Source organism: Phytohabitans kaempferiae, from assembly GCF_042433955.1.
Taxonomy (GTDB): Bacteria; Actinomycetota; Actinomycetes; order Mycobacteriales; family Micromonosporaceae; genus Phytohabitans; species Phytohabitans kaempferiae.
In genome coordinates this window covers 16,928-42,700 of record NZ_JBHLUH010000094.1, presented here as the reverse complement: position 1 = coordinate 42,700, position 25,773 = coordinate 16,928, and the positions used below count along the sequence as shown (strand labels likewise).

Below are 25,773 nucleotides of genomic sequence, written 5' to 3'. Positions count from 1 at the left end.
GGCCACCTGTGAACGCACGTGTGTTCCCGTGGGGCGAGCCCGAGGCTGCACCGCTTCGCACCCTGCGAAGCGACGTCCGGACCTACCTGAAAGAACAGATCCAGAGGGGGCGATTCAGACCGAGTGTCGATGGGTGGAGCACAGGTTGGGACGAGGACTTCTCGAAGGACCTGGCGTCGCGAGGGTGGGTCGGCATGACCATTCCCACGGAGTTCGGTGGGCACGGAAAGAGCTTCGCCGAACGATTCGTCGTGACTGAGGAGCTGCTGGCATCCGGTGCTCCGGTGGCGGCGCACTGGGTCGCTGACCGGCAGATGGCTCCGTCGCTGCTGCGATACGGTTCTGACGGACAAAAACGACGGTTCCTGCCGGAGATTGCCCGCGGCGAGAGCCATTTCGCCATTGGAATGAGTGAGCCAGACTCCGGTTCTGACCTCGCGAGTGTCAGAACCAAGGCCACACAAACAAAATCCGGGTGGAAAGTCAGCGGCTCAAAGGTGTGGACCTCAGGAGCTCATAAGTCGACGTGGGTCTGTGTACTCGCGCGTACGGCTCCGGTAGATCCGCATGACCGCCATGCCGGCCTGAGTCAGTTCATCGTGAATTTGGCATCGGCGGGAGTCGAGATACGCCCCATCATCTCCATGTCGGGTCACCATCACTTCAACGAGGTGTTCTTCGACGACGTCGTCGTACCGGACGAGCTGGTACTGGGACAGATCGGCGAAGGATGGCGACAAGTGACCTCTGAGCTGGGCTTCGAGCGAAGCGGGCCCGAGCGTTACCTGTCAACGTACCTGATCCTTGCCGAAGTCATCAGGCAGGTCCGCGCCGGCGCGCTTCCCCACACAACCGCTGTGGGTCAGTGGATCGCGAGACTGGCTGGCTTGCGGAAAATGGCGTTCTCGGTTGCGACCGCCATCGATCGTGGCGAGTCGGTGAACTCCGCGGCTGCGATCGTCAAGTCATTGGGCACGAAGACCGAAGGGGAAATTGTTGAGTTCGCGGATCGTTTTCACGACCAGGCAGGACAGGAGCTTGCCGTTCTTCGCCAGTACGTGGAGACCGGGCTACTCCAGCGTCCCAGCTTCACGCTACGCGGAGGAACAAACGAGATTCTTCGCGGCGTCATCGCGCGTGAAATAGGGCTCCGCGGATGACCGTCAATCACGTTGACCGTGACCTCAGCGCGATGATCAACGCATTTCTCGCCGACCAGCCGGCTCCGACGTTCTCGCGCTCGCCTCAGGCCCTTCGCGGACGGCTCCGATTCGACCGCTCCCAGTGGCAGGAGCTCGATGCCCTGGGGTTGGCCAGGCTCACGACCGGCACGGAACTCGGCGGGAGCGGTGCCGGGCTGCCTGAGGCCTCCATCCTGCTCTCCTCCGCCGCGTATCACGGGGTCTTCGCACCTCTCGCGGAGAACGACCTGCTTGCGAACTGGCTACTTCAGACCGCTGGACTCCCGATCCACGGCGGGGTGAGGACGGCCTGCGTGCGCCGGGAACCCACCGAAGTCCTGGCGGTGCCGTGGGCCGGCGACGTCGATGGCGTGGTGGTCCTCGACGTGTCCGACGACGGTTGTTGGGTTTCGGATCTCCGGTCGTCGGACTTCCAGACCTCGCCTGGATCGAACATCGCTGGCGAACCCCGAGACGACGTCCGGCTTCTCTCGGATCGATCCGAACGGGTTCAGGTCCCGCGATCGGTCGCTGAGGAGTTTATGCTCCGGGGAGCGCTCGCCCGGGCCATCCAGATGTGCGGGTCGATGAGCCGGATCCTCGAACTCTGCGTCGATCACGCAACGACGCGTCAACAGTTTGGCCGTCCGATCAGTCGCTTTCAGGCCGTCCAGCATCTCATCTCGGACATCGCCGCGGAAACGGCCCTGGCGCGGATGGCAACCGATGCGGCCGTGCGTGAGGTGTCCACCGACAGGTGGGACACGAACAGTGCGAAGTTTGCCATCGCTACCGCGCGCTCGTGCGCGGGTCACGCCTCATCTGTGGTGGTGCCGAACGCCCACCAAGTCCATGGAGCGATCGGTACGACCCTGGAACACAGTCTCCATCTCTACACGCGGTCGGTGCTGGCGTGGCGATCCGAGTTTGGATCGGTCAGCCATTGGGACGACGTCGCAGCCCGCCTGGTTACAGAACAGGAGGACGCATGGGGCTTCATAGTGAGCGGTGAGTCTCCCGCGACCGTGGTCTGATCCATCCAGCCACGCGGTCGCGGATCCGTCTCGTCGCCGTCAGGCGCACTCCGCCGGACCTCCGATGACGCGACGGCACGCGCTCCGGATTCGCGCGGGTCGCGGACCAACACTTTTCTCACGACGAACGAGCCCGAGGGACTCATGCACACCACAGCACGGTCGAAAGATCATGATGCCTTCCGCAAGATGGCACGGGACTTCCTGACCAATGAGATTGCGCCATCATTCCCGGAATGGGAAGCGGCGGGGATCGTCCCGAGGGAGATCTTCCACAAAATTGGCGATCTTGGCGTACTCGGACTTCAAGTGCCAGAGCGCTATGGCGGCGGTGGCGTCGACACATTCGCATACTCCGCCATCTGGATGGAGGAGACAGCACGTTCGCATGTGCACCTCGGCGGCCTGAGCGTACACATGAACGTCTGCATCCCGTACTTCGTTTCCTACGCCACCCCGACTCAGGCAGAGCAATGGCTACCTAGACTCGCAAGCGGTGAGGCGATGGCCTCGATCGCCATGACCGAACCCAGTGCCGGTTCCGACCTGGCCGGGATCAAGACCACCGCAAGGGACGGTGGCGACCACTACGTGCTGAACGGCGCCAAGACGTTCATCACGGGCGGAATCAACGCCGATGTCGTTCTCGTGGTCGCTCGAACGAGCACGGGCGCCAGGCGGCAGGACGGGTTGTCGATCTTCATCGTCGATGCCAAGAGTCCAGGCTTCTCACGCGGACGCAACCTCGACAAGTTGGGGCTCCGAACGCAGGACACCGCGGAACTCTTCTTCGAGGACGTCGTCGTTCCCGCCGACAGGCTTCTCGGAGAACCTGGACGTGGCTTCGAATATCTCACGAGCAACCTTCCCCAAGAGCGCCTCAGCATCGCGATAGCCTCCCAGGCCGCCGCCGAGACCGCCTTGGCGACGACGACCGAGTATGTGAAGAGTCGAGCCGTCTTCGGCACCACCGTGGCAGCCTTCCAGAACACCAAGTTCGAGCTGGCCTCGTGCGCCGTGGAGATTGAGGCCGGGCGGGCGTTGGTCGACCAAGCGCTCGCGGCTCTCGACGCGGGCGTGTTGAGTCCCGCCGACGCGGCCAAGGTGAAGATCTATTGCACCGAGTTGCAGGGGCGCGTGGTGGACCGATGCCTCCAACTCCACGGCGGATACGGCTACATGCGCGAGTATCCGATCGCCAGGTTGTACGCGGACGCCCGCGTGACCCGGATCTTCGGTGGCTCGAACGAGGTGCTGAGGACGATCGTCGCCAAGTCAATCGGACTCTAGCCCGAAACTGAAGGTGAGCGGGCGTGCGGCAGGTTCCGGCCGGGACCTGGCGGCGGTGATGGTGTAGCCGAGCGCTTTCGAGTTGGCGGATGTGGTCGCGGGCTCGTCACACGGGCTTGATGCGGCTGCCGAAGAGGTCGACGCCGGGGTCACGGAAGATGGCCTCGGCGTCGGACACCATGTCCACATGCGATGAGGGCGGATCTCGCGAGACCGCCTGCCACGGGTCGAGATCGTCTACACCTACGCGGCGGCCGGCGACGAGCCGGTCAAGGCGCTTCCGGCGGCAGGTGCGCTCGGGCTGGTGGTCGCCGGAACGCCTTCGCCGAAGCAGACCGAGGCATTGATGGAGGCGGCAAAGACGGGCACGGTCGTCGTCGCGGCCACCCCCGTCGATGGCGGCGCCGGCCGGCGGCCCGGTGGTATGGGCTTGTCGGCGCGGACCTGGCAGCGGAGGCCGGGGTTTCGGCGAGCGCCCGCGAGCCGCCGGCCTGCGCGGTGCCCGCGGGAGCGTGCGGTCCGCAGGTGGCCAAGGCGTTGGGCAGGTCGCGTGTCGACCACCGGTGGTTCTAGGAGGACCGCTGAAGGCCGCTTCGTGGATGCGCGGGTCGGTGATGGCGTAGGCCGGGTCACCGCGACGACAACCTGCCAGGCGGGTCCTGGTCGCGGTCTCGCCCGGCGTGCCGGCGGTCGCGCGTCGCGAGGTCGGTGAGCATCCGGTTGTAGGCGGCCAGTTCCGGGTCTTCGCCGCCGTCGGCTTCGGCGCGGTCGGCGGCGCGATCGCGGCGGCGCTGTTCGCGTTCGTCGGCGCGGGCCCACTGGAACAGCAGCGCGCCCATGACGACGAGCGTGGGGAGTTCCCCGAACGACCAGGCGATGCCGCCGGCCGTGCGCTGGTCCTGAAGAGGTGTGGGACCCCAAGGGCGGGCCAGCGTGGTGTACCAGTCAGTGGCCAGTACGGTGCCGGACTGCATGAGGGCGACCCCGAGGAAGGCGTGCAGGATCATGCTGACCAGGACCAGGAGCATCCGCGGCGGGTAGCCAGGCCGGTTGGGGGCGGGGTCGACGCCGAGGACGACCCAGAAGAACAGACAGCCGACGGCCAGCATGTGGGTCAGCATGAACAGGTGCGCGGCGTGCGAGCGCAGCGCGGTCTCGTACAGGCCGGTGAAGTAGAGGGCGTAGAGGCTGCCCACATAGAGGGCGAGCGCGATCAGCGGATGCGTCAGCAGTGCGACCGGCCGGGAGTGCAGGAGGCCTTGGATCCACTCGCGGGGGCCGGGCCACGCCGGGTCGGTGTTGGCGGGTAGCGCGCGTAGGGCGAGGGTGACCGGGCCGGACAGCACGATCAGGATGGGGACGACCATGGTCAGCAGCAGATGCTGGACCATGTGGACGCTGAACAGCACCGGTGCGTAGCGGGCCAGTCCGCTGCTGGTCGCGAGCACGATGACGGCGCAGCCGGCCAGGAAGGCGGCGGTCCGGGCCGCGGGCCAGGCGTCGCCGCGCCGACGCAGCCGCCACGCAGCGATCGTGTAGAGGCCAGCGGCGGCGAGGGCCGCAGTCAGGTAGAGCGGGTCGGGGAGCCAGTCGCCGAGCAGCCGGCCGGCGCTCAGCGGGCCGGGCATGGGATAGCCGAGCAGGTCTTGGGCGACGCTTTCCTCACCGGTGTCGGCGCCGACCGGCGCCGGTGTGCGCGCCAGGGCGACGGCGGCGCCCATCGCGGCGGCGAAGACGAGCACCTCGACGGTGGCGACGCGGACGAAGGGGCGCCGGTCGCCGGCGGCCAGCGCGGGTATCGCGCGTGCGCGGTGCCACAGCCCGGCGAACCCGATCGCGACCAGGGCCGCGGTCTTGACCAGGATCAGTTGCCCGTAGCGGCTGCCGGTCAGGGCGTCGAGGCTCGGCAGCCGGACGTAGGCTGACAGCAGCCCGGAGACGGTAACCGCGGCCAGGCAGGTGGCGGCGAGGGGTGAGAAGCGGCGGACCGCGCTGGCCAGGTGTTTGGTTTGGGCGCGCCAGGCCAGGACGAGGGCGAGCAGCCCGCCGGCCCAGAAGGTGACCGGGACGACGTGCAGCAGCAGGCCGGAGATGGCCAGCTGGTGATTGCCGGCCGCGGCCGCGTGACCGGTGAAGATCGGCGGCAGCACCGCCGCGACCGCGGCCACGAGCGCGATCATCGCGCCTTTCGGCGTGAGCGTGGCGCAGCAGACCAGGAACACCACCGCGGCCAGCCCGGCCGACGTGGCCAGGGCCTGGCCGAGGCTGACGGTGGTGGCGAAGTTGAACACCGAGTTGACCGACACCGCCTCGCCGAACGGCTGCCCGAGCAGGTCGGCGAGGGTGTAGCAGAGGGCGGCGACCGCGCAGACAAGCCAGCCGAGGGCGGTCCACGCCGCGGCCCGCACGCGTCGGTAGGCGGCAGCGGACAAACCTCCGCCCTCCGCGCGCGGCGAGAGCAGCACGGCGGCGAGCAGCAGGCCGATGGTGGCCACAGCGCCGACCTGCATGCCGAGCCGAGCCGCCGGTAGCGCCCACACGGTCGCCGCGCCTGGGTCGGGCAGGCCGGGGATCGGTTGCCGGTCGGTGGTGCCGCCGAACCGCAGCAGCGCGGCCATCACGCCACCGGCCACCAGCAAACCTCCGGCGGCGAGTCCAGCGGCGTGCTGGCGGCTCCTGCCGGCGGGGGGAGCGGCGGTCATGGCCTGGCGGCCCGCCGCCGCCAGAGCAGCATCCCGAGGCCGGCCATCAGCACGGCACCGGCTGCGGCCAGCACGACCGTCAGGCCGGCCCCGCCCGTGCCACTATCGTCGTCGCCGGCCGCGACCGCTGGTGACGGCGGGACGTCCGGGGACGGGGAGGTGGCCGGCGGCTGGGTGACGATCGGGCTGTTCAACGGCGTGGCTGTGGCGGCGACGGTGAACGACAGCGAGCCCTGCACGGGGTGGCCGTCGAGGGAAACCACCCGGTAGGCCACGGTGTACTGGCCGGCGGGCATGGCATCGGTCAGCGGCTGCACCGCCTGCGTTCCGTTCACCTGGAGTGGGCCGGTGGCTATCGTGCTGCCGTCGGCGCGGCTGACCGCGATCGTGGTGAACTTCGGGTCGAGGCGCTCGGCGAACCGCAGGACGACCTGCTCGGGTGGCGCCGACAGGCGGGCGTCCTCGGCCGGGGTGGCCGAGCGCAGCTCGTTGTGCGCCCATGCCGGCGATCCCACCAGCGGCACCGCGGCCATCGCCGTGACGGCCACGGTCAGCAGACGGGACATGATCTTCACGATGGGCTCCGGTGGGTGACGACGCTGGGCGTGGCATCTCGGTAGTCGGTGCCAGGGCCCAGGATGGTTCCCGCCATGCACCCACTCGTGGCGCGGCTCACCGGCCGGCTCGACCCGCGAGGTGGCGGGGTCGATGGCGACCACGGCGTCGGTCGGTCTTCCAGGCTCGTCACCCGCACGACGTCTTCGCCACCGACCGGGTCAGCAACCACACACGTGGACGAGCCGTTGACCTTTGGGCGGTCGACGGACGAACCGTCGCCGCGCAGCGTGGCGATCCGGCGAGCGCGGCACAGGCTCTCATGGGCGAGGCGTTGCGTGGGGGCAGCACCGAGGTCGGCGGCCCGTGGGTGGTGTCGGCGAATGGTCGCACCAGCTTCACCAACACCGTCTCGGATTCGACTGACGCCAGTCGCGAAAGGAATGACCGCGCGTGGGCTCACCCAGCGGGCCGATGGCTCCCCGTCCGGATGCGACCAGGGACGGGCGGCGTGACCGGCGCCGGTCGCCGCGACGGATCCTGGCGGGGGTCACGGCACTGGCCGTGCTCGCCCCGGTGGTGGTCGTCACCGGGTACGCGTACGCCGGCGATGTGCCGCGCGGCACGACCGTGCTCGGGATCGAGATCGGCGGACGCGATGCGGCGGACGCCGCCCAGGCGCTGCGTACCGGCCTGGCGCGGCAGAGCGACCGGCTGGCGGCGCCGGTGCCGGTCCGGCTCGGCGACAACGCGCGGGACACTCGCGTGATCCCCGGTGAGGTGGGGCTGGGCGTCGACGTGGACGCCACCGTGCGGGCCGCCTCGGTCGGCGGCGCGAATCCCTTCACGCTGCTGTTCGGTTCCCGTGCGGTGGCACCTGTCGTGACGGTCGACGCCGCCAGGCTCGACGAGGTGCTGCGCGAGGATGTCGGCGAGGACGCGCGGGCGATGCGGATACCAGCCATCACCTTCGACGGCACCACCGCTCGCGCCGTGCGCCCCAGGCCCGGCCGAGGGCTGGACCCGCAACGGTCGGCGCAGGCGTTGCGCGACGGCTGGCTCGGCGGTCACCCGGTCCTCGTGCCGCTCGTGGACGTCCATCCGGTGACGACCGCCGACGAGGTCGAGCAGCTCCTGACCGAGCTGGCCGAGCCGGCCGTGGCCGCCCCGGTCACGGTGACCACCGACCGGGGCACGATAACGGTGCCGCCGGCCGCGATCGCCCAGAGCCTCCTCCTGACCGCCGACCAGACCGGCAGGATCACGCCTCGGGTGGACGAAGGAAAGCTGCGTGCCGCCCTCGCCGCCCCGTTGGCCAGGATCGAGACGCCGGCCAGGGACGCGACCGTCTCGACGGTGGCCGGCAAGCCGAAGCTGGTCGACGGCCGCGACGGCCAGCGGCTGGACACCGCGGCGCTCAGCCGCGACCTGCTCGCCGTCCTACCCGAACGGGACGCCCGCGTCGTCCGCGGGGGGTTCACGCCGGCCGCCCCGGCGGTGACCGGCGACCTGCTGGCCAGCCTGGGCATCAAGGAACAGGTGTCCACGTTCACCACGACGTTCACCGGTGGACTCTCCTCGCCCCGCAGCCAGAACATCGTGCGGATCGCGGAGGAGGTGGACGGCGCGATCGTCAGGCCCGGGGCGGTCTTCTCACTCAACGAACACACCGGTGAGCGCGGCTACGCCCAGGGCTACAAGGACGCCCCGGTCATCATCGACGGCAAGCTCACCCCCGGCGTCGGCGGCGGCGCTTCCCAGTTCACGACGACGCTCTTCAACGCCTCCTACTACGCCGGGCTGGAGGACGTCGAGCACAAACCGCACTCCTACCACTTCAGCCGCTACCCGTCGGTGATCGAGTCGACCATCTTCTATCCAAACCTGGACCTCAAGTTTCGCAACAACACCCCCTATGGCGTACTCATCCACACCTCCTACACCGCCGACTCGATCACGGTGTCCATGTGGTCCACCAAGCTGTACGACAGCGTCACCACCGAATGGAGCGCCCGCCGCGACATCACCAAGCCGCGAACCGTCATCCTCGAGCCAGGCCCGAGCTGCATCGCCACGGACGGCATCGACGGCTTCACCCAGGACGCGTTCCGGATCATCCGGCAGGACGGCAAACAACTCAAACGGGAGAAGTTCACCTGGACCTATCAGGCCGAGCCGCGTTTCATCTGTGGCGGCAGCCAATCCTGACGGTCCGTCCCCGCTCAATCGTGTTCCGGGGCCCCGGTCAGGTGATGGTCCGCGGCGCCGAAGCTTGAGCTGGCACGCCGGCCACGCTGATGGACGCAGATGGGTTACGAGGACGGTTCGATTCACCCCGGCGAGCCGTACCGCCCGCCGGGTCACTTCAGGTATTCGTTCACTCCAGCCGTACTCGAACCAGGGATCGCGGCTCCCGTCCGGCGAGCAGCCAGCCAAGAGCTGTGGCGACCATCGGGACGCCAACAGCGATCACGAGTAGGTCCACGACTGGCACACGCGCCAGCTCGTTGAACTGGTCGCGGGATGAGCCGGCCAGGATGACGGTGTATGCGGCGCCGATGCCCAGGATCCCGCCGAGCAGGGCGAGCCCGCCGGCCGTTGCCGAGGTGAGTGTGCGGCGGACGCGATTTGTCGCGCCAGTCGCAGTCAGGGTGCGCAGGTCGCCCGTCGCCTCGGCCCGGATCAGCCCGACGGTCATGGCAAGGACGGCGAGCGCGAGTAGGGCTCCGGCCGTTGTCGCGCTCGTGCGCAGTGCCAGGAGCCCATCGAGCTTGTCGCGGTCCTCGACGACCAGCCCTGCGTCGAGCGCGAATTTCCGCGCCCCGGTGAGCTGCTCGTCGGTCAAGGGTTGGGAGGACTCGACCAACCAGCCGGACCGCACTGGTTTCCAGTTGTTGCGTTGCAGCGCGGCCGGAGTCAGGAACGTCGTCGGGAGCGACTCGAACTGCGGGGTCGGCAGTCGCTCGGTGGTCGCCTCGGGGAAGGACCGCGCCGTTCCGCCGGACTCGGAAATCAGCAGCAGGTCCGAGCCGGGATGCGTGGTCAGTACGTCCGTGAGCTGGTCGATGCTGGCAGGATCGGCGCGGTAGTAACGCAGCAACTCGGGTGTGGCGACCACCGGTACCGCCTCCGAACCGCTGTACGAGTCTGTGTCGTTCTGCTGGCCGACGCCGACCGGGATCCGCCCGATCCGAACACCGTCTGCGTCCGCCTGCGGTGTCTCGACCGGATCTATCGCGATGTCGAGCGGGATGACGGTCGGGTCGGCAAGCGTGGCCGTGTATTGCCGAACGCGGGCCTCGATCGCCTCGAGTTGGGCCGGTGTGCGGTCGGGAACGCGTAGGCCGGGGGAGTCGATCCAGATGAGGAGTTGGCGATCGGAAAGGTTGCCCTCGGTGGCGGTCTGCTCGAGGGTTCTCGCCGTGACCACGGTCGCGGTCGGGATCGCGAGCGCCAGGCTGATCGCGGCTAGCGCGGCGCTCGACCGTGCCTGGTGGCGGGCGAGGTCACGTAAGGCCAGCCGGGGAGCGACGGGAAGCCGGGCGCCGATGGCGGCAAGCACCCGGATCGCCAGCGGGCCGACGAACAGCAGTGCGAGCCCGATCGCCAGCGTGCCACCGACAATTAGCGCCACGTCGGCGATCTCCAACACGTCGCCATTTGCCGCGTGGTTCCGTTGCGCGAGCCGCAGCGACACGATACCCAGCACGACGAGCACGGCCGCGGCCGCAGCCGACCGGCGTACCCGCTTGGGCCGTGGCGGGCGTGAGGACAGGGCAAGCGTTATCGGTACCCGGCCAGCGGCGCGCGCCGGCCGCCACGCCGCCGCGGTCGCAGTCAGGACAGCCAGCAGTAGGGCGACGGCGATCTGCCACCACGGCAGGTCCAGCCGGTCGATGCGGTGCCCCGCCGCCGTTTCGAACCGTGGCGTCGCGGCGAACCACACCAGGACACCCGCGACCGCGCCGACGACCGACGACGCGACCCCGACCGCGGCACCGTTGGCCAGCAGCACGAGACGAAGGTGTCGTTGAGTGGCCCCGACCGCGGCGAGCAGGCCGAGCTGACGCAGTCGGCGGTGCGCGATAACGGCGAAGCCGGCCGCCGCGATGAGGCAGACGAGCAGCATACTCACCGCCATGATGCTGAATACGACGGCGGCCGCCTCGACCCACTCGTATGAAGGGCGCAGCTCGTACACTGGCTGCCCGTGCTGCGCGCGGTACTCCGCGAACCGTGCCGCCTCGGCGGCTGTGAGCACGGTGACCGATTCCGGCGGTTCGGGTTGTGCGGGCGCGATGAGGGCGAACTCAGCGCGCAGATCCCCGGGATTCTCGACCAGGCCGACCACCGTCCAGGTGCGCCCGTCGAGCGTCAGCACGCCGCCGACGCGTACTCGCAGGTCTGCCGCCACCTCGTCGGTGACAGCCGCCTCGCCGGGCGCGGTCGGGTAGCGACCCGTCAACAGCCGTAGCATCGGCCCGCTGTACGGACCGCGTGGATCCTGCGCCCGCAGCTCGATAGTCTCCGCCGAAGCCGGGACCGGCAGATACCGGTGCCCGACCACATCGATCGTGCCAAACCACTCGCGCGCCTGCGCGATCCGTGGCTCCAGCGGCCGATCCTCGTCGGCGTACAACTTGAACCATTGGCTGGCGTCGCCGAACCTGGCGGTGTCCGGCGGCGTCGAGTGGTAGCCGGCCGTCACGCCCACGATGGCCGCCGTGACGGCGACGGTAAGGAGCGTCAGCACCATGACCTGCTGGCGCCACTCGCGGCGGAACAGCCGCCACGCCCAACGGACCACCGCGCGCCGGGCCGGCAGGCCGCCGTTACGACTCATGCGGTCGCCCCCGGGGTCAGGATGGAGTCCAGGCCGGGGCCCGGCACCGTCTGGTCGACCACTCGGCCGTCACGCAGGAACACCACGCGGTCGGCCCAGGAAGCCATCTGAGCGTCGTGGGTCACCACCACGCCGGCCACGCCGTCGTGGCTGGCCAGGCGAAGCATGCGCATCACCACCTCGCCGCTCAACGAGTCGAGCGCGCCGGTGGGTTCGTCAGCCAACAGCAACCGCCGTTCGCCGACGACCGCCCGCGCGATCGCCACCCGTTGACTTTCGCCGCCGGACAACTCGTCCGGGTAGCGGGTGGCCTGCTCGGTCAGGTCGAGCTTGGCGAGTACTTCCATCGCGGCCGCCCGGGCGACCTTGACCTTCACGCCGTCCAGCTCCAGCGGAAGCGCCACGTTCTCGACAGCGGTCAGCCCGGCGAGGAGGTTGTAGTTCTGGAAGACATACCCGATCGACCGCCGACGCAGCCGCGCGCGGTCGTGGCGGGACAGGCGCGCCAACTTCTGACCGGCGATGACGACGTCACCGGTAGTCGGTTCCTCCAGCGTTCCGGCGATCGTGAGCAGCGTGCTCTTGCCCGAGCCGCTCGGGCCCATCACGGCCACCAGTTCGCCGCTGCGAACCGACAGGTCGACCTCGCGCAACGCGTGCACCTCGGTGGGACCCGAACCGTAGACCCTGGACACCTGACGCAGTTCGACGGCCGCGCTCATCGCCGTACCCCGGCGATCCTGCGGCCGACGCGCGTCGGGGACCGATCCACGGTGCGGGCTGGCAGGCGCTTGAGCCGGGCGTCCGTGGTGTCGAGCCACCGGACGATCGCTTCTATCCGGAACAACTCCGAATCCACGACGATCGACACCTCCACCTCACCCTCGGTGATCTCACTCTTCAGACGGGTGTACTCCTGCATCACCTGCACAAGGTGCCGTCGGTGCACCTGGAGGAGTTCGGGCAGATCCACACCCGGCACCCGCATCGCCACCAGTACCTTGATGACGAGTTCGTCGCGTGGTGGTGGAACCACGTCCGGTGGCATTCGCAGCCAGTTCCTCAACTCGTCGGAGCCGGTCGGCGTGATCGTGAATACGTTCTGGGGTCCCTCGCCGCCGCTGTCCTCCGACTCGACCAGGCCGTCGCGCTCCAGTCGTTGGAGAGTGGTGTAGACCTGCCCGACGTTGAGCGGCCAGACCTCCCCGGTTCTGGACTCGAACTCCTGCCGCAACTGAAGGCCGTACTTTGGCCCCTCGCTGAGTAGGGCCAGCAGGGCATGTCGGATGCTCATACTGAGTATAATACTCAGTATGTTGCGCTCGCTGTCAAAAGCTAGCCGACGAGGATGGGGCTAAGCCTGCGGTGGTCTGACGGAGGTGCCGTTGAGGTAGATGCCTCCTGGCAGGTCGAGGGCGCGGAAGCGCCGACCGGGGTGCCGGGCCGCCGGCAACCGACCGGAGTAGCGGGTGTAGTCGCCGACGACGATCCGGGGTGAGTCGACCAGCGGCTTGAGGAGCCTCGCGGCTCACACAGACGGACACGGTCGATCAGTTCGCCGCCAGACCCGACAGCGCTGCCCGGACTTGGGCCCGATGCCACGGGCAGGCAGGCCAACCACGGGCAGGCAGGCCAACAGTGCGAACCACATAAAAACGCGGCCTGACCAGCGGATCTACCGCCTTCGCAGGCCGCGTCTGAGTACGCGTTTCGAGTGGACCATACGTGGCAGAATAGGAACCGCGTTTTCCCAGTTCAGGGACCATCTGTGACCGTTGCGGCAGTTCGCCGCCGGGCCACGCCGACAAGGTCATAAGAAGCAGGGCCAGTTCCGCAAGCGATCTCCAGCACCCGCCCCTCGGACGCATCTGCCCAACCAGACGCGCGATGCGCTCACGAGCCGCCGCAACATCCCCCTACGCCGGCACGTCGTACTCGCTCGCACGGCGACGGTAGTAACCAACCTGATCGGCCAGAACCTCGTCCGTCACACGCACATCATCACCACGGCGAACCGCCACCGCACCCCAGCCGTGCAGGAGCCCTGGAAGATTCAGCCGTTCACGACGGGTCACGCCGGTCGATGCGGCCACCAGCAGCCCGCCCAAGGAGCTGACAGACCCGCCAGTGTTCCGCATCAAAGGCGGCGACACTGCCATGCGGCCGGCGGAACCGGCGGTGGTGGCCGAAGTGGCACCAGCCGAGGCTGCTCGTGTACTGATGATCAAGATGGCAAGAGTGGGGTGACCGGGGATGATCACGCTCCGTTCCGTGGGAGCCCGGAGGTGAAGCTCCTCCGGGCTACCCGACCATGAGGCCGTCGGCCGTGTAACCACAGCCGCGCAACAGCCACAGTGCGACCCCTGTAGCCGACGACATGACCGCCTTCCATCTCGTCGGAGGTGGCTCTGACCCGTCACTGGTCCCGAGGAGGGGGCATCTGGCTGCGCACCCAGGACACGAAGTCGTTCCCAGTCCCCTGAAAGTTGATGTCGTCCAGCACCTGATCGAGTTCGTCGGTCATGCCGCCTTCCAGCAGCAGCACCGCCCGGGCAGCCAACTTCGGGCAAGTGCCTGGCAGCTTCTCACCATCACGCAGACGCTGGAGAAACACATTCCGATCGAGAAGCTCAATGTATGCCGTCGCGACCGCTGGCAGCCGCTCGGTGATCTCACGACCGCAGGCGGCGACCGACTCGCCTGAGTCGACACTCCAGCGAGGCAGCCCAGGCATCAACTCCGAAATGAACGTTCCTCGGGCAAGTACCCGCAAGCCTCTTTCGACGTCGACCGGCTTGTCGGCCGCCGCTGGTTTCAGCCGACACTCCACAAGGCCCTCTCCCACACGCGGTTCGCCTTCGGCCTTCCAGATCGCTTCGTGTCGCATCCATCGCAACCAGACCGACGGCACCAGAGCCAACTCGATCAAGAACACGTAGGTTTCAGGCGTGGAGACGCTCGACGTTCGGAACTCCACGACCACCGCGTCACCCTCAGCGTTGTAGCGCCGATATGCCCGGCCGGTCCGCGCGAACCTCATGGCGGTCATTAGTGGGTTCACATGCTCGTTGAAAAGCGCCTTGACCGCGGCCTTCTTGTCCGCTGTCGACACGCGTTCCATTCTAAGGTTTCGATCCAGGCCCGGTACGCGCACGTCACACCGGCGATGACCGGGCGGCTTCTCGACGGCCTGAGCGAGCTGTGGGCGGTGGCGCTGGGGGAGCGGCGCAACCTCAGCCCTGGCTCACCGGTCGCTGTCCTTGACCGCCTGCTGCGGGAGGGCGCGTCGTGAACCGGCCGACAAGATCGTCTCCCAGATTTCTTCCCGGAGGGCTCTCCCACGAAAGTGGGCCGGTCCCTCGATCAGAGGAAACCGGCCCTGAGCTGCGTCGCTGTCTGGTGGGCGATACTGGGTTTGAACCAGTGACCTCTTCCGTGTCAAGGATCCGACACGGTCGATTGACCTCTACTCGTAGTGCCCTCGACCTGCGTCGCAGCGTCCGTCAGTGTCCGCACCCGTACGGCAGTGTGCGCACCGATTGACGCGCAGTTTGACGCTCAGCCGGGACGTGGTCCATCCCTCTTCCTGCTGAAACATAGGAGAGTTGACGTTGGGCTGATCGGCCCCGCAACGTCAACTCTCCTATGTTTCAGCGCTTTGTCGTTCCGGTGTTTGCACAGGTCAGGGCATGTCCGGGGACACCTTGAACGCGGGTGTCCCCGGGATGATCTAGCGTTTGCGCAGCTCAGGGCATATCCGGGGACTCGGGGGACACCGGGGACACCTACTGCGCATGCGTCCCCGTAGCCGCTGGGTCGTACATGCCAGCAAGCGCGGGTGTCAGCGCACCCAGGTGCCGCGCCCAGTTCGCGTCAAGTGCTGCCCGGTTACTCGCGTCGGTGTCAAGAAGGAAGCGCAGGTGCCGCACGGCATGCAGAAGGACATCGACGTAGCGAGGCACAGGCGGCGCATCTGGCCGATGCTCTGGCGGACGACCAACCGCGTCGGCAAGCTCAAGGCTGACAGGTAGAGCCGTTGTCCACCGGTCGCGGACAAGGCGTTCAAGGCTGCCACCTTGGACCACAGCCACATACGTCAGCACTACACGGGGACCGTCCGGTCGCCAAGACGTTGAGTGCAACAGCACCGTGTCGTTGCGCATATCGGCCGCAGCCAACAGCGCCTCGACCTCGAAATGAGGCTCGCTGTCTGCGGCGACCGGCAGCGAGCTACGTAGAGCGTCATCACCACTGAGCAGCCACACCCCAACCTGGTCTGCCGCAACCGGCCAGACCTCGACCCAAACCGTCATCGGTTCTGCCATTCCTACCCCTCCCCTTGCTGCGTCTTCTTCGAGCCCTGATCATGTGCGCGCCGCCTCTGTACGAGCTGCCCCGCTCGCGCCTTCGACACGCCGATGCGCTCGGCCAATCCCGCGAGTGAAATCTTCTCTTCCTCCCAGATCCGGACTGCTGTTTGAGCGCGTAGGTCGGCAGCGGACTCGGCTGCCTCACGCATGGCGTCTGCCAGCCGCGTAGCGCCTTCAAACGCTCGCTGCGGATCCCCTTGCGCCTTGATGGCGGCTACGACCTGATCAAGCGCGCGGGCCAGCGCACCTAGAGCCGGTTCTACGTCCGGCGGGTCTCCCGTTGGTGGGTCCATGTGAACAGGATACGCCGCTCGTCTAGCCCCCCCTTGACAACCGTCTAGACCCCCCTTTACGGTCTAAGCGTCTAGGGGGACCTAGACGGGATCGGGAAATCCGGTCGGATGGCCCGGGGAACGGCGGCACTTCGTTGCCGTACGCCCATGGGTCGCCGGTCCGGTCGTTCATTGACCAACTCCACAGCGACAGGAACAAGCGCGCGTGAGGCCCGTCAGCATCCCTGCCTGCCGAGCGGCATCCCTGCCTTGAGTCACCTGGTGGCCGACCCCGGTAGATCCCGGGCGAGCGGGGCGAGCGGAGCAGGTCACGTGCGCTGCACATCCCCTTGCTCTGACCCCTTTCGACTTCCTGTGAGGATCAACGATGGACACGTTCAACGTGCCTACGGCCGGTTTCGGCCCCACGGTGGAAGACCTCGCCGCGATCGAGGCTGAGTGGCCGCTGATCGAGGCTGAGCTGAACTTGCTCGACGCCGAGATCCGCATGGTCACGGCGGACGGCAACCCGTCTGACCTGGACTGGCGTCGTCTGCGTCGCGCCACGTCGCGTGTGCTGCGCGAGGCTGCCGCCCTGTCCGCCCGTCCCGCTGACCCGTCCCGCGCCGCGTAGGCCCCGGTGGTCGCCGTGGCCGACCTGCGTACCGCCCCGCTGCCGCCCGCCTACCCGCTTGCCGAGACGAACGATGACGCCCGGTTCACCTACGGCCTGCTGATCGACGTGGCCGACGTGCTGGCGCTGCACGGCTTCCCGCCGGTGAAGGCGGGCGCTGACCTGGTCTCGTTGCAGCGGGCGCTGTTCGCGTTCCTGTACGACGTGACCGGCGGCTAGCCGTGTCCCGCATCCGCGCCGCGTTCCACGACCCGGAAGGCGCCCGGTACGGCATCCCCACCTACTGGTGGCGCGGCGCTCCCGCCGGCTACGCCACCCGCCGCCAACTGCGCGCGAAGGGCCTGTGTCCCGGCCGTCAGCCGGTCGCCGCACAGGTCCTCTGGCGCGGCATCGGCGGCACCCGAACCGCCTACCTGTACCGCCTCGACCTGGCCCGGCCGAAGCGCACCGCGACACCGCGTCAGCGCGCGGCGATCGACCGGGCGCTGGCGGCCCGCCGGACCTGCCGGGAATGCGCGCAGGTCAAGCCCTACTACATCCCGCACTCGCTTGGTGAGTGCCTGGACTGCTCGGAGGGACGGACCATCCGATGACCCGTCAGACCCGTACAACCTCGCCGCCACGGTACGTAGACCGGACGGTGTTCGGCACCCCTGAGCACGTGGCGAACGTGCTCCGGTCCACGATGGACAACGGTCGGTTGGTTGCGGCGACCGCGCCGCGACCGGTGGTGAACATGCCGGGCGCGGTGATGCTGCGGATGCGGCTACACCAGCCGACCCCGGGCACCGTGCACTCGCCCCGCATCGTCACCGCCCGCACGATCGCCGCGCCGCTGCCTCGACGCTGGCGCCGCCGCGCCGCCGTGGTCACGGCCGTAAGCGTGCTGTCGCTGGCCGTGCTGGCTGGCGTGGCCTACCTGGTGTGGCTGGCCGTGCAAGCCCTGATCGCCGCCCTTCCTCTGCTGATCGGCGCCGCGCTCGCGCTGTACGTGCTGAGCCGCTTCCTGACCCGCGCCGGGGTGTGCTGCCCCGGCATGCACTGCTCTGGCTGCAAGCACTGACCTTGACTGTCCTGATTGGAGAGATCCCCTGATGAAGCTCCGTATCGCTGGCCGTGGTTGGGCGTACGTCGGCGCCCTGTTGGGTGGCGGCGTGTCCGTCGCGGCCAACGTCGCACACTCCTACGTCCCGCCCTCCGGCGCCCCGGACGGGTGGCAGCCGCAGACCGGTGCCGTGGTCGGCGCGGTGTTCTGGCCGCTCGCGCTGTTCGTAGCGGTCGAGATCCTGACCCGCGTGCCATGGCCGTCCGGCGCCCGCTGGGCGATCCTGCGGTACGTCGGCCTGCTCCCGGTCGCCGTGGTCGCCGCCGTGGTCTCCTACCGACACCTGTCCGGCCTACTCGCGTTCTACAGCGAGGACCCGCTGACCGTCGCTATCGGCCCGCTCGCCGTTGACGGCCTCATGGTCATGGCCACCGGCGCCCTGCTCGCCACCGGCACCCGCCGCGCCGTCGCCACCGACGCGCCCGCCGTCCCGATCCCCGCCGTCGCACCGGTCGCCGCCCCGGCGATCGACCCGGCACCCGTCACATCGGCCCCGAAGTCGACCGGCAACGCGTCCCGGCCGCAGGTGGCACGGAAGGCGCCATCGGCGGACAAGGTCGCCAAGGCTGCCGCCAAGATGCCCGGCGCCACCATCGCCGCCATCGCCGCCAAGGCGGGCGTGTCCGAGTCCACCGCTCGCCGCTACCTGCCCACCGTCCGCCCCGCCGAGTCTGCCGCCACGGTGGCGTCAGCAACCCCGGCCCGACCTGCCGCAACGCCCGCCCTGGCCGACGCCGCGTAGCTCGACCCGCTGAAGGAAGGACCAACCCATGTTTGCCCGTCGCTACCGCTACCAGGCCAAGCACCGTCGCACCACACCAGCCACCCCGACGCCTCCCCCCACGACCAAGCAGCGGCCCGCCAGGAAGTCCGACTTCCGTCTCGCCGCCTGACCACGCCCGGGGCGCGGCCTCGCCGGCAAGCATCCGGCCGCGCCCCGGCCCCACCATCCGCCCTGCAAGAGCTTCCGGAGGAACCTTCATGGTCGCACCGACCATCACGGCCGCGCTCACCAGCACCGAGCTTGACGAGTTCGCGGTCACCCTCGCCGACCTCGCGTCGGCGGTAGACCGTCGCGACGGTGGCGACGTGCTCACGCACCTGCACGACATCGGCCTGCACGACCCGGACGCCGCCGCCGTGCTCGGCGACTTCCTGACCTTCGCCGGACTATTCGAGGAGGTGACCCTGTGACGACCAACCCCGTCCCCAACCCGAACCCTGACGACCGGTTCGACTGGCAGGCCGCTGAGGCTGACCTGACCAGCGGCGCTGACGTGGTGGACCTCGACGGCGCCCGCGCCCGCCGTCAGCGGGCCGCGACTGACACGCACTTCGAGACGCTGCTTGACGAAGAGCCGACCCCGGGCGGCAACCCGGTAGACCTGCCCCGGCCGGGCAAGGGCGAGGGTCAGGCGCCGATGGTGCCGACCTGGTTGCAGGGGTGGGCGAACGTCAAGGCGTCCCTGCGGTACGCGGCGAAGGTGACCGGCTACCGCGTCGGCTTCCACGCGATCCGCTCGCCGTGGTACGCCGCACAGGCGCTGTTCTGGTCCGTCATCGGCGTGTTCCGGCTGATCGGCCGGCAGGCACGTTGGTGGTGGGTGGCTGAGCAGTACACGCTGCGGCAGAAGGCCGCCGAGGACAACGACCCGGCGACGTGGCTCAAGCTGCACCGGGAGACCAAGTCCACCCGCTCGTGGCGCGGTTTCGTGCTGCTCTGCGAAGCGGTCGCGCTGGTCTGCGGCGTCCCGATCGCGTACGCCATGGCCCCGTGGTGGGCTACCGCGCTCGCGGTAGTGCTGGCCGTCGCTGGCCTTGCCCACATCGGGCGCCCCGCCGATCGGCCGATCATCACCCCGGCCACGGTGGCGGGACGGTTCCGGCGCATCAACTCCGACATCGTGCTACGCGCCTACTACGCCGCCGGACTCGGAAACCCCGACCGTCCAAACCAGACCGTCGAGTTTGGATCGCAGATGTCCCGCGACGCCACGGACAGCGGGTCGCAGGTGGTCATCGATCTGCCGTACGGCAAGACGTTCAACGACGCCATCAAGGCAAAGGGCGCGATCGCGTCCGGGCTCGACGTGTCGATCAACCAGGTGTTCATCACCCGCGACACCACCTCGCACCGCCGGCACCTGCTGTTCGTGGCCGACCGTGACCCGCTGGCCGTGCCCGCCGGACGGACGCCGATGCTGGACGGCAAGCCGCGCGACATCTGGTCCCCGGCCCCGTTCGGCCTGGACGAGCGCGGCCGGAAGGTCGGCCTACTGCTCATGTGGATCAGCGTCCTTGTGGGCGCTCAACCCCGTAAGGGCAAGACGTTCTCGGCCCGCCTGCTCGCGCTGTACGCGGCGCTCGACCCGTACGTGCGGCTGATCGTGGTCGACGGGAAGATGTCCGCCGACTGGGACAAGTTCCGGCTCGTGGCGCACCGGTACGTGTGCGGTGTCGTGCCGAACAGCCGCGACAACGACCCGATCACCCACCTGTTGGAGACGTTGCGCGAGGTCAAGCGGCACATCGAGGAGGTCAACGACTTCCTGTCCAAGCTGCCGGTGACCGAGTGCCCCGAGGGGAAGATCACCCGCGAGTTGTCCCGCCGGTACGCGCAACTGCGGGTGTGGGTGCTGGTCATGGAGGAGTTCCAGAACTACTTCGAGACCGATGACCAGGACGTCAACAAGGAAATCGCCGCCCTGCTGTCGTTCATCATGGCCGTTGGCCCGTCCGCCGGTGTGATCATCATTTCGTCGTCGCAGAAGCCGTCCGGTGTCGGCGCCGGGGACGTGTCCCGGCTGTTCAACCGCTACCGCGACAACCACGCCGTCAGGTTCGCGCTCAAGTGCGGCAACGACGTGGTGTCCCGCGCCGTGCTCGGCGGGGACGCGTACGCCGAGGGCTACGACGCGTCCGCGCTGCCCACCGGCAAGCCCTACCTGGGTGTGGGCATCCTCTACGGACACAGCGACGACACCGCGATCGTGCGGACCTACCTGGCCGACCACGAGGACGCCGAGAAGATCCTCACCGCCGCGCGTAAGCACCGGATCGCGGCCGGGACGCTGTCCGGCCTCGCCGCCGGTGAGCAGATCGAGCGCGAGGTACGTGACGCCCTCGCGGACGTGCGTGCCGTGTTCAACCCCGGCGAGCGTGGCCTGCACTGGCAGCACATCGCCGCCCGCCTCGCCGAGCGGTTCCCGGAGCACTACGCCGACATCACCCCGGACGCGATCTCCGCGCAGTTGCGGGCGCTTCGTGTACCAAGCGTGAACGTGAAGGTTGCCGGGGAGACGCTCAAGGGCGCCCGCCTCGACGCCATCGACACCGCGATCCGGGGACGCGGCACCCCCTGAAAGGTAGCGGCGGCGCTGCTACCGGTAGCGCCGCCGCTACCCCCTGCCGCTACCGCCCTGGCCAGCCGCTACCCCCGCAGGTAGCGGGGTAGCGCCAGCGGCCCCGCACACCCTGAAACCGGCCTCTGGAGGCTTGCTGTGCCCATCCTCGCCGCTACCGCTACCGCCGATGGTGCCATGATCGGCGTTCTTCTCCTTATCATGATCGTTGTCACGCTCGGTTACGCGTTCACGTGCTGGCTCTGGCCGTTCACGGCGTGCCGTCGCTGCGCCGGGACCGGCCGCAAGCGCGGGCCGATCGGCAAGATCTACCGGCTGTGCCGCCGCTGCCACGGCGACGGCCTACGCCTTCGGGCCGGGCGCCGGATCGCCAACCACCTGCGTCAGCTCCACCGGGACGCCCGATGAGAGCTGTTGTCCGCCCCACCGGCATCCAACTGCTTGCCCGCGCGCAGGACGCCGGGGTGACCCTGACCCGCACCGGGACCGGGATCGACCTCGACGGACCGGCGGATGCCCGTCCGCTCATCGCCGCGCGCCGCGACCGGCAACCGTTGCTGCGTAACGCGTTCTGGCTCTACACCGGCGCCGCGCGGCTTCTGGACTGGCGCACCGAGCACCGGGCAACCGTCATCGCCCGGACGGAGCTGTGCCACCTGTGCGACCAACCCACGGTGTTGCTCGACCCGTTCGACCGGCAGCCCTGTCACAAGACCTGCGCCGAAGCGGCGCTCACACCGGCCGCTGTCGTCGGACCGGTCGCCTACCGCGACCGCGCGGAGCGTGCCGCATGAGTGCCTTGCTGGACATCGCTCTTGCTGCCGCCTCGCGGGGTTGGCACGTCTTCCCGATACGGCCGGGGGACAAGCTGCCCGCCGTCCGCGAGTGGGAGACCCGCGCGACCGTTGACCCGGACCGCATCCGCCGGTGCTGGTCAGCGGGCGCCTTCAACATCGGTGTCGCATGTGGACCATCCGGCCTCACGGTTGTCGACCTCGACCGGCCCAAGCCGGGCAAGACCACACCGGCCGAGTGGCAGATGCCGGGCGTGAACGACGGGGGCGACGTGCTGACCGTGCTCGCCGACCGGCACGCCACCCCGACCGCGTACGCGCAGATGTGGGACACCTACACCGTGACCACCGGCGGCGGCGGCACCCACCTGTACTACCGGCACCCCGAGGTCGGGCCGGAGCTGCGCAACACCCAAGCGGCGCTTGGGTGGCTCATCGACACCCGCGCCCACGGCGGCTACGTCGTCGCCGCCGGCAGCGAAGTCAACGGGTTGCCGTACCGCGTCGAATGGGACCGCGATCCGGCGCCGCTGCCCGACTGGCTGGTTACCTTGCTCGCCCCCGCGCCGCTGCCGCCGCAACAGCCGGTCACGGTCGAGCTGGGCAGCGACCGTACCGCCGCGTACCTGCGGGCCGCGATCGACCGGCAGCTAGCGCTGATCGCCGGTGCGCCGGAAGGCAAGCGCAATCACGTGCTCTACATGTCCGCCGTGCTACTCGGGCAGTTCGTGGCCGGTGGTGCCCTGACCGACACGGACGTAACCGGCCTGCTGACGCAGGCTGCCTACTCCAGCGGCCTTCGGCCGCGCGAGACCGACCGCACCATCCGATCCGGCCTGACCGCCGGTGCTCGACGTCCAAGGAGCGTGGCCGCATGACCGCCCCACTACCCGCTGACCGGCCCGACCTGCGGGTCGTGCACCCCGGTGACGACGCCGGGGCGCTGTCCCCGGTGCGCCGGGCGCCGGGACGCCTGCGCACGGCGTGGACCGCCGCTGACCTGATGACGATGGACTTTCCGCCGCCCCGGTGGGCGGTCCCCGGCATCATCTGCGAGGGCGTGTCGCTGCTGTGTGGGCCGCCGAAGGTCGGCAAGTCGTGGATGTCCCTCGCCCTCGGGTTGGCGGTCGCCGCCGGGGGGCGGGCGTTCGACTCCATCCCGGTCGAAGGCGGACCGGTGCTCTACCTCGCGCTGGAGGACACCCCGCGCCGGCTACAGGCCCGGATCGCCACCGTGCTCGGTGGACAACCCGCCCCGGCCGCGCTGACCCTGACCACCGGGTGCCCGCCGCTGCCGCAGGGCGGGGACGAAGCGATCGCCGGATGGCTCGACGCCCACCGCGACGCCCGCATGGTCATCATCGACGTGTTCGCCAAGCTACGCGGACAGTCGCCGCCGGGCGCGTCCGCGTACGACGCGGACTACCACGCTGTGGGCCGGATCAAGAAGGTGGCCGACCAATACGGCATTGCCGTGTTGTTGGTCCACCACGTGCGCAAGGCGGGGTCGGAGGACTTCCTGTCCGAGGTGTCTGGCACCAATGGCATCGCCGGTGCCGCCGACGCCACGTTGGTGCTCAAGCGCCCGCGCGGATCGGCGGACGGGGTGCTGCACGTGACCGGGCGGGACGTGGACGAAGCCGAGTACGCGCTTGGCTTCCAACCCGCCTCGGGTGCCTGGTACATGCTCGACGGACCGGCCAGCGACAACGCCATGGGCGAAACCCGCGCCGCGATCGCGCGCTGGCTCCGCGACAACCCCGGCACCCGACCCAAGGTCATCGCCGAGGTCACCGGCATCGACGCCGAGTTGGTCAAGAAGACCTTGCAACGGATGCTGCGGGACGGACAGGTCGCCGCCGACGCGGGCGGACGCTACCGGCTACCCGGACCGCCCGGGGACACCCCGCAAGATGTGTCCCCGGTGTCCCCCGAGTCCCCGAACATGCTCTGAGCTGCGCAAACGCTAGATCGATCCGGGGACACCCTGACCAGGGGTGTCCCCGGATACGCCCTGACCTGCATAAACCGCCTGAGAAGCCCTGTAAGCCTCAGGCGGTAGGTATCACACCGGACCCCCACAAATCTTGGCTCAGCGTGGCTCTCAGTCGGCCGCCCTGCGCCTTCCTGCCGAATCGATGCCGGTACCCACCATCCGGTACCCCCGACACGGGAGAAGCGTTCACGATGCCAACCAAGGCCCTCTACACGGTGGCTGAGGCGACCGCGATCCTCAGCCTGAGCCGCACCGTCATCTACGAACTCATGCGCAGCGGGCGTCTCCGGTCCGTCCGGGAAGGCGCCGCGCGACGCATCCCCGCAGGGGCGATCGCCGAATACGTGGCCCTGCTTGAGACTGAGAGCATCGGGCAGGCCGCCTGATGACCAAGCGACGCAGCAAGGGCGATGGCGCCCTGTACTGGAGTGAGAAGCGGCAGCGCTGGATCGCCGAGGTCACGATCGGCTACACGCCCGCAGGCAAGCGGATCTACCGCAGCGGGAGCGGCAAGACCAAGACGGAGGCGAGGGCCAAGCTCAAGGAGGTCATGCGCGACCACGAAGACGGGCTGACGATCGCGCCGCAGCACTACACCGTGGCCGATGCCGTGAACGACTGGCTCACCTACGGTCTGCCAGGCAGATCAACGAGCACCATCGCCAAATACGGATACCTGTGCCGAGGACACATCATCCCTGACCTTGGCGCGCGCAAGCTCCGCGACCCCAACAAGCGCCATGAACTAAGCGCCGAGGATGTGGACAAGTGGCTCGCCGTGAAGGCCAAGACGCTGAGCACTAGCACCGTGCAGCGGCTGCATGAGTGCCTGAGTCGGGCACTCGATCGGGCGATGGCGCGAGACAAGGTCAAGCGCAACGTCGCCGCGCTGTGCGGCGTGCCGAAGGGCCAGGCGGGACGCCCGTCGAAGTCCCTTACGTTCGACCAAGCGCGGGCGCTGCTCAACGCGGCTGAGGGCACGCCGCTCTACGCCTACATCGTGATCTCGCTGGTCGTGGGCGCGCGCACTGAGGAGCTTCGCGCTCTCACCTGGGATCACGTCGACCTCGACGGCCGGCCAGGCGACGATCCGCCCGTGCCACCCTCGATCGAGGTATGGCGTTCAGTGCGCGAGCATGGCGACACCAAGACGAAGAAGTCGCGCCGGACGCTAGCGCTACCGCTGCGTGGCGTGGCCGCGCTCCGCGAGCACCGGAAGGCGCAAGAGGCGGAACGGGATCGAGCCGGGAAGGCGTGGCGGGACACCGGGCTAGTGTTCGCCTCGCGCGTCGGCACCGAGTTGGACGCCGCCAACGTCCGGCGCGGTTTCCGGCGAGTCGTCAAGGCCGCAGGGCTCGACCCGAAGGCATGGACACCTCGGGAGCTGCGACACAGCTTCGTGTCGCTGCTGTCTGACAACGGGGTGTCCCTGGAGGAGATCGCGGAGCTGTGCGGGCACGCCGGAACGCGGGTAACGGAAGCGGTCTACCGCCACCAACTGCGCCCGGTGTTGCTCAACGGCGCGGTCGCCATGGACCGGATCTTCGCGGGCGACGCGGCGGTTTCAGATGCATAGACGCGCAGATTGACGCGCAGACAGCAACAGGGGCCACATTCTTCGATGGAATGTGGCCC

Annotated in this window: 27 protein-coding genes; 18 read left to right on the top strand and 9 right to left on the bottom strand. The window is 68.9% G+C overall.

The window, feature by feature from the left end:
- The first annotated feature begins 8 nt into the window (after positions 1-8).
- From ACFFIA_RS40850 to ACFFIA_RS40840, 3 genes are all read left to right on the top strand, one after another.
- Positions 9-1,160, top strand: a complete 1,152-nt coding sequence (locus ACFFIA_RS40850; RefSeq protein WP_377262248.1) for an acyl-CoA dehydrogenase family protein — start codon at positions 9-11, stop codon at positions 1,158-1,160.
- Positions 1,157-2,215: an acyl-CoA dehydrogenase family protein gene (locus ACFFIA_RS40845; RefSeq protein ID WP_377262246.1), complete on the top strand. Its 1,059-nt coding sequence runs from the start codon at positions 1,157-1,159 to the stop codon at positions 2,213-2,215. Before ACFFIA_RS40850 ends, ACFFIA_RS40845 begins: the two co-directional genes overlap by 4 nt.
- 144 nt (positions 2,216-2,359) lie before the next feature.
- On the top strand, positions 2,360-3,505 hold the full coding sequence (locus ACFFIA_RS40840; protein ID WP_377262244.1) for an acyl-CoA dehydrogenase family protein: 1,146 nt from the start codon (positions 2,360-2,362) through the stop codon (positions 3,503-3,505).
- Positions 3,506-4,134: 629 nt separating this feature from the next.
- Here the strand turns inward: ACFFIA_RS40840 and ACFFIA_RS40835 are convergent.
- A complete protein-coding gene (locus tag ACFFIA_RS40835; RefSeq protein WP_377262241.1) occupies positions 4,135-6,207 on the bottom strand; it encodes a bifunctional copper resistance protein CopD/cytochrome c oxidase assembly protein in 2,073 nt (690 codons plus the stop codon).
- Positions 6,204-6,773, bottom strand: coding sequence for a copper resistance CopC family protein (locus ACFFIA_RS40830; protein WP_377262239.1), 570 nt, complete (start codon positions 6,771-6,773; stop codon positions 6,204-6,206). Before ACFFIA_RS40830 ends, ACFFIA_RS40835 begins: the two co-directional genes overlap by 4 nt.
- A gap of 463 nt (positions 6,774-7,236) precedes the next feature.
- Between ACFFIA_RS40830 and ACFFIA_RS40825 the strand changes: the two genes are divergently transcribed.
- Entirely contained in the window at positions 7,237-8,970 is a 1,734-nt protein-coding gene (locus tag ACFFIA_RS40825; RefSeq protein ID WP_377262282.1) for a VanW family protein, read from the top strand.
- Between the two features lie 169 nt (positions 8,971-9,139).
- Here ACFFIA_RS40825 and ACFFIA_RS40820 read toward each other — a convergent pair whose 3' ends face one another.
- The 5 genes from ACFFIA_RS40820 to ACFFIA_RS40800 form a co-directional block, all read right to left on the bottom strand.
- Positions 9,140-11,605, bottom strand: a complete 2,466-nt coding sequence (locus ACFFIA_RS40820; RefSeq protein ID WP_377262238.1) for an FtsX-like permease family protein — start codon at positions 11,603-11,605, stop codon at positions 9,140-9,142.
- On the bottom strand, positions 11,602-12,327 hold the full coding sequence (locus ACFFIA_RS40815; protein WP_377262236.1) for an ABC transporter ATP-binding protein: 726 nt from the start codon (positions 12,325-12,327) through the stop codon (positions 11,602-11,604). Before ACFFIA_RS40815 ends, ACFFIA_RS40820 begins: the two co-directional genes overlap by 4 nt.
- A complete protein-coding gene (locus ACFFIA_RS40810; RefSeq protein ID WP_377262234.1) occupies positions 12,324-12,899 on the bottom strand; it encodes a PadR family transcriptional regulator in 576 nt (191 codons plus the stop codon). Before ACFFIA_RS40810 ends, ACFFIA_RS40815 begins: the two co-directional genes overlap by 4 nt.
- A 622-nt stretch (positions 12,900-13,521) precedes the next feature.
- Positions 13,522-13,866 (bottom strand): hypothetical protein, encoded by a 345-nt coding sequence (locus ACFFIA_RS40805; RefSeq protein ID WP_377262233.1) that lies wholly within the window; start codon positions 13,864-13,866, stop codon positions 13,522-13,524.
- A 155-nt stretch (positions 13,867-14,021) separates the two neighbouring features.
- Positions 14,022-14,717, bottom strand: a complete 696-nt coding sequence (locus tag ACFFIA_RS40800; RefSeq protein ID WP_377262231.1) for a hypothetical protein — start codon at positions 14,715-14,717, stop codon at positions 14,022-14,024.
- Between the two features lie 54 nt (positions 14,718-14,771).
- Between ACFFIA_RS40800 and ACFFIA_RS40795 the strand changes: the two genes are divergently transcribed.
- Positions 14,772-14,897, top strand: coding sequence for a hypothetical protein (locus ACFFIA_RS40795; protein WP_377262229.1), 126 nt, complete (start codon positions 14,772-14,774; stop codon positions 14,895-14,897).
- Positions 14,898-15,390: 493 nt separating this feature from the next.
- On the opposite strand, the gene ACFFIA_RS40790 is transcribed toward ACFFIA_RS40795, so the two are convergent.
- Both ACFFIA_RS40790 and ACFFIA_RS40785 read right to left on the bottom strand, forming a co-directional pair.
- On the bottom strand, positions 15,391-15,930 hold the full coding sequence (locus ACFFIA_RS40790; RefSeq protein WP_377262226.1) for a hypothetical protein: 540 nt from the start codon (positions 15,928-15,930) through the stop codon (positions 15,391-15,393).
- A gap of 2 nt (positions 15,931-15,932) precedes the next feature.
- Positions 15,933-16,268: a hypothetical protein gene (locus tag ACFFIA_RS40785; RefSeq protein ID WP_377262224.1), complete on the bottom strand. Its 336-nt coding sequence runs from the start codon at positions 16,266-16,268 to the stop codon at positions 15,933-15,935.
- 367 nt (positions 16,269-16,635) lie between these two features.
- Between ACFFIA_RS40785 and ACFFIA_RS40780 the strand changes: the two genes are divergently transcribed.
- The 13 genes from ACFFIA_RS40780 (at position 16,636) to ACFFIA_RS40720 (ending at position 25,714) form a co-directional block, all read left to right on the top strand.
- The gene (locus tag ACFFIA_RS40780; protein WP_377262222.1) at positions 16,636-16,881 is read left to right on the top strand and encodes a DUF6284 family protein; all 246 of its coding nucleotides are present in this window, start codon (positions 16,636-16,638) and stop codon (positions 16,879-16,881) included.
- 6 nt (positions 16,882-16,887) lie between these two features.
- Positions 16,888-17,100: a hypothetical protein gene (locus ACFFIA_RS40775; RefSeq protein WP_377262219.1), complete on the top strand. Its 213-nt coding sequence runs from the start codon at positions 16,888-16,890 to the stop codon at positions 17,098-17,100.
- A gap of 2 nt (positions 17,101-17,102) precedes the next feature.
- Positions 17,103-17,474, top strand: coding sequence for an RRQRL motif-containing zinc-binding protein (locus ACFFIA_RS40770; RefSeq protein WP_377262216.1), 372 nt, complete (start codon positions 17,103-17,105; stop codon positions 17,472-17,474).
- Entirely contained in the window at positions 17,471-17,944 is a 474-nt protein-coding gene (locus ACFFIA_RS40765; RefSeq protein WP_377262213.1) for a hypothetical protein, read from the top strand. The genes ACFFIA_RS40770 and ACFFIA_RS40765 overlap by 4 nt, the downstream gene beginning before the upstream one ends.
- Positions 17,945-17,975: 31 nt before the next feature.
- The gene (locus tag ACFFIA_RS40760) at positions 17,976-18,728 is read left to right on the top strand and encodes a hypothetical protein (RefSeq protein ID WP_377262211.1); all 753 of its coding nucleotides are present in this window, start codon (positions 17,976-17,978) and stop codon (positions 18,726-18,728) included.
- A 239-nt stretch (positions 18,729-18,967) separates the two neighbouring features.
- Positions 18,968-19,180: a hypothetical protein gene (locus tag ACFFIA_RS40755; RefSeq protein WP_377262208.1), complete on the top strand. Its 213-nt coding sequence runs from the start codon at positions 18,968-18,970 to the stop codon at positions 19,178-19,180.
- Positions 19,177-21,348, top strand: a complete 2,172-nt coding sequence (locus ACFFIA_RS40750) for a cell division protein FtsK (RefSeq protein WP_377262205.1) — start codon at positions 19,177-19,179, stop codon at positions 21,346-21,348. Before ACFFIA_RS40755 ends, ACFFIA_RS40750 begins: the two co-directional genes overlap by 4 nt.
- A 138-nt stretch (positions 21,349-21,486) precedes the next feature.
- On the top strand, positions 21,487-21,756 hold the full coding sequence (locus ACFFIA_RS40745; protein WP_377262203.1) for a hypothetical protein: 270 nt from the start codon (positions 21,487-21,489) through the stop codon (positions 21,754-21,756).
- Positions 21,753-22,142 (top strand): hypothetical protein, encoded by a 390-nt coding sequence (locus ACFFIA_RS40740; RefSeq protein ID WP_377262200.1) that lies wholly within the window; start codon positions 21,753-21,755, stop codon positions 22,140-22,142. Before ACFFIA_RS40745 ends, ACFFIA_RS40740 begins: the two co-directional genes overlap by 4 nt.
- Positions 22,139-23,020 carry a bifunctional DNA primase/polymerase gene (locus tag ACFFIA_RS40735; RefSeq protein WP_377262197.1) on the top strand — a complete coding sequence of 294 codons (882 nt, stop codon included), beginning with the start codon at positions 22,139-22,141 and terminating at the stop codon, positions 23,018-23,020. Before ACFFIA_RS40740 ends, ACFFIA_RS40735 begins: the two co-directional genes overlap by 4 nt.
- Positions 23,017-24,096, top strand: a complete 1,080-nt coding sequence (locus ACFFIA_RS40730; RefSeq protein ID WP_377262194.1) for an AAA family ATPase — start codon at positions 23,017-23,019, stop codon at positions 24,094-24,096. The genes ACFFIA_RS40735 and ACFFIA_RS40730 overlap by 4 nt, the downstream gene beginning before the upstream one ends.
- 233 nt (positions 24,097-24,329) lie before the next feature.
- On the top strand, positions 24,330-24,524 hold the full coding sequence (locus tag ACFFIA_RS40725) for a helix-turn-helix domain-containing protein (RefSeq protein ID WP_377262192.1): 195 nt from the start codon (positions 24,330-24,332) through the stop codon (positions 24,522-24,524).
- A complete protein-coding gene (locus ACFFIA_RS40720) occupies positions 24,524-25,714 on the top strand; it encodes a site-specific integrase (protein ID WP_377262189.1) in 1,191 nt (396 codons plus the stop codon). Before ACFFIA_RS40725 ends, ACFFIA_RS40720 begins: the two co-directional genes overlap by 1 nt.
- Positions 25,715-25,773 lie beyond the last annotated feature (59 nt).

Bases quoted from the DNA above. Each gene is read 5' to 3' on its own strand.
- ACFFIA_RS40795 (WP_377262229.1), top strand. From the start codon at position 14,772: ATGACCGGGCGGCTTCTCGACGGCCTGAGCGAGCTGTGGGCGGTGGCG.
- ACFFIA_RS40820 (WP_377262238.1), bottom strand. From the start codon at position 11,605: ATGAGTCGTAACGGCGGCCTGCCGGCCCGGCGCGCGGTGGTCCGTTGG.
- ACFFIA_RS40845 (WP_377262246.1), top strand. From the start codon at position 1,157: ATGACCGTCAATCACGTTGACCGTGACCTCAGCGCGATGATCAACGCA.
- ACFFIA_RS40740 (WP_377262200.1), top strand. From the start codon at position 21,753: ATGAGAGCTGTTGTCCGCCCCACCGGCATCCAACTGCTTGCCCGCGCG.
- ACFFIA_RS40765 (WP_377262213.1), top strand. From the start codon at position 17,471: ATGACCCGTCAGACCCGTACAACCTCGCCGCCACGGTACGTAGACCGG.
- ACFFIA_RS40840 (WP_377262244.1), top strand. From the start codon at position 2,360: ATGCACACCACAGCACGGTCGAAAGATCATGATGCCTTCCGCAAGATG.
- ACFFIA_RS40810 (WP_377262234.1), bottom strand. From the start codon at position 12,899: ATGAGCATCCGACATGCCCTGCTGGCCCTACTCAGCGAGGGGCCAAAG.
- ACFFIA_RS40780 (WP_377262222.1), top strand. From the start codon at position 16,636: ATGGACACGTTCAACGTGCCTACGGCCGGTTTCGGCCCCACGGTGGAA.
- ACFFIA_RS40790 (WP_377262226.1), bottom strand. From the start codon at position 15,930: ATGGCAGAACCGATGACGGTTTGGGTCGAGGTCTGGCCGGTTGCGGCA.
- ACFFIA_RS40825 (WP_377262282.1), top strand. From the start codon at position 7,237: ATGGCTCCCCGTCCGGATGCGACCAGGGACGGGCGGCGTGACCGGCGC.
- ACFFIA_RS40720 (WP_377262189.1), top strand. From the start codon at position 24,524: ATGACCAAGCGACGCAGCAAGGGCGATGGCGCCCTGTACTGGAGTGAG.
- ACFFIA_RS40730 (WP_377262194.1), top strand. From the start codon at position 23,017: ATGACCGCCCCACTACCCGCTGACCGGCCCGACCTGCGGGTCGTGCAC.
- ACFFIA_RS40755 (WP_377262208.1), top strand. From the start codon at position 18,968: ATGGTCGCACCGACCATCACGGCCGCGCTCACCAGCACCGAGCTTGAC.
- ACFFIA_RS40785 (WP_377262224.1), bottom strand. From the start codon at position 16,268: ATGGACCCACCAACGGGAGACCCGCCGGACGTAGAACCGGCTCTAGGT.
- ACFFIA_RS40835 (WP_377262241.1), bottom strand. From the start codon at position 6,207: ATGACCGCCGCTCCCCCCGCCGGCAGGAGCCGCCAGCACGCCGCTGGA.
- ACFFIA_RS40815 (WP_377262236.1), bottom strand. From the start codon at position 12,327: ATGAGCGCGGCCGTCGAACTGCGTCAGGTGTCCAGGGTCTACGGTTCG.
- ACFFIA_RS40760 (WP_377262211.1), top strand. From the start codon at position 17,976: ATGAAGCTCCGTATCGCTGGCCGTGGTTGGGCGTACGTCGGCGCCCTG.
- ACFFIA_RS40735 (WP_377262197.1), top strand. From the start codon at position 22,139: ATGAGTGCCTTGCTGGACATCGCTCTTGCTGCCGCCTCGCGGGGTTGG.
- ACFFIA_RS40830 (WP_377262239.1), bottom strand. From the start codon at position 6,773: ATGTCCCGTCTGCTGACCGTGGCCGTCACGGCGATGGCCGCGGTGCCG.
- ACFFIA_RS40725 (WP_377262192.1), top strand. From the start codon at position 24,330: ATGCCAACCAAGGCCCTCTACACGGTGGCTGAGGCGACCGCGATCCTC.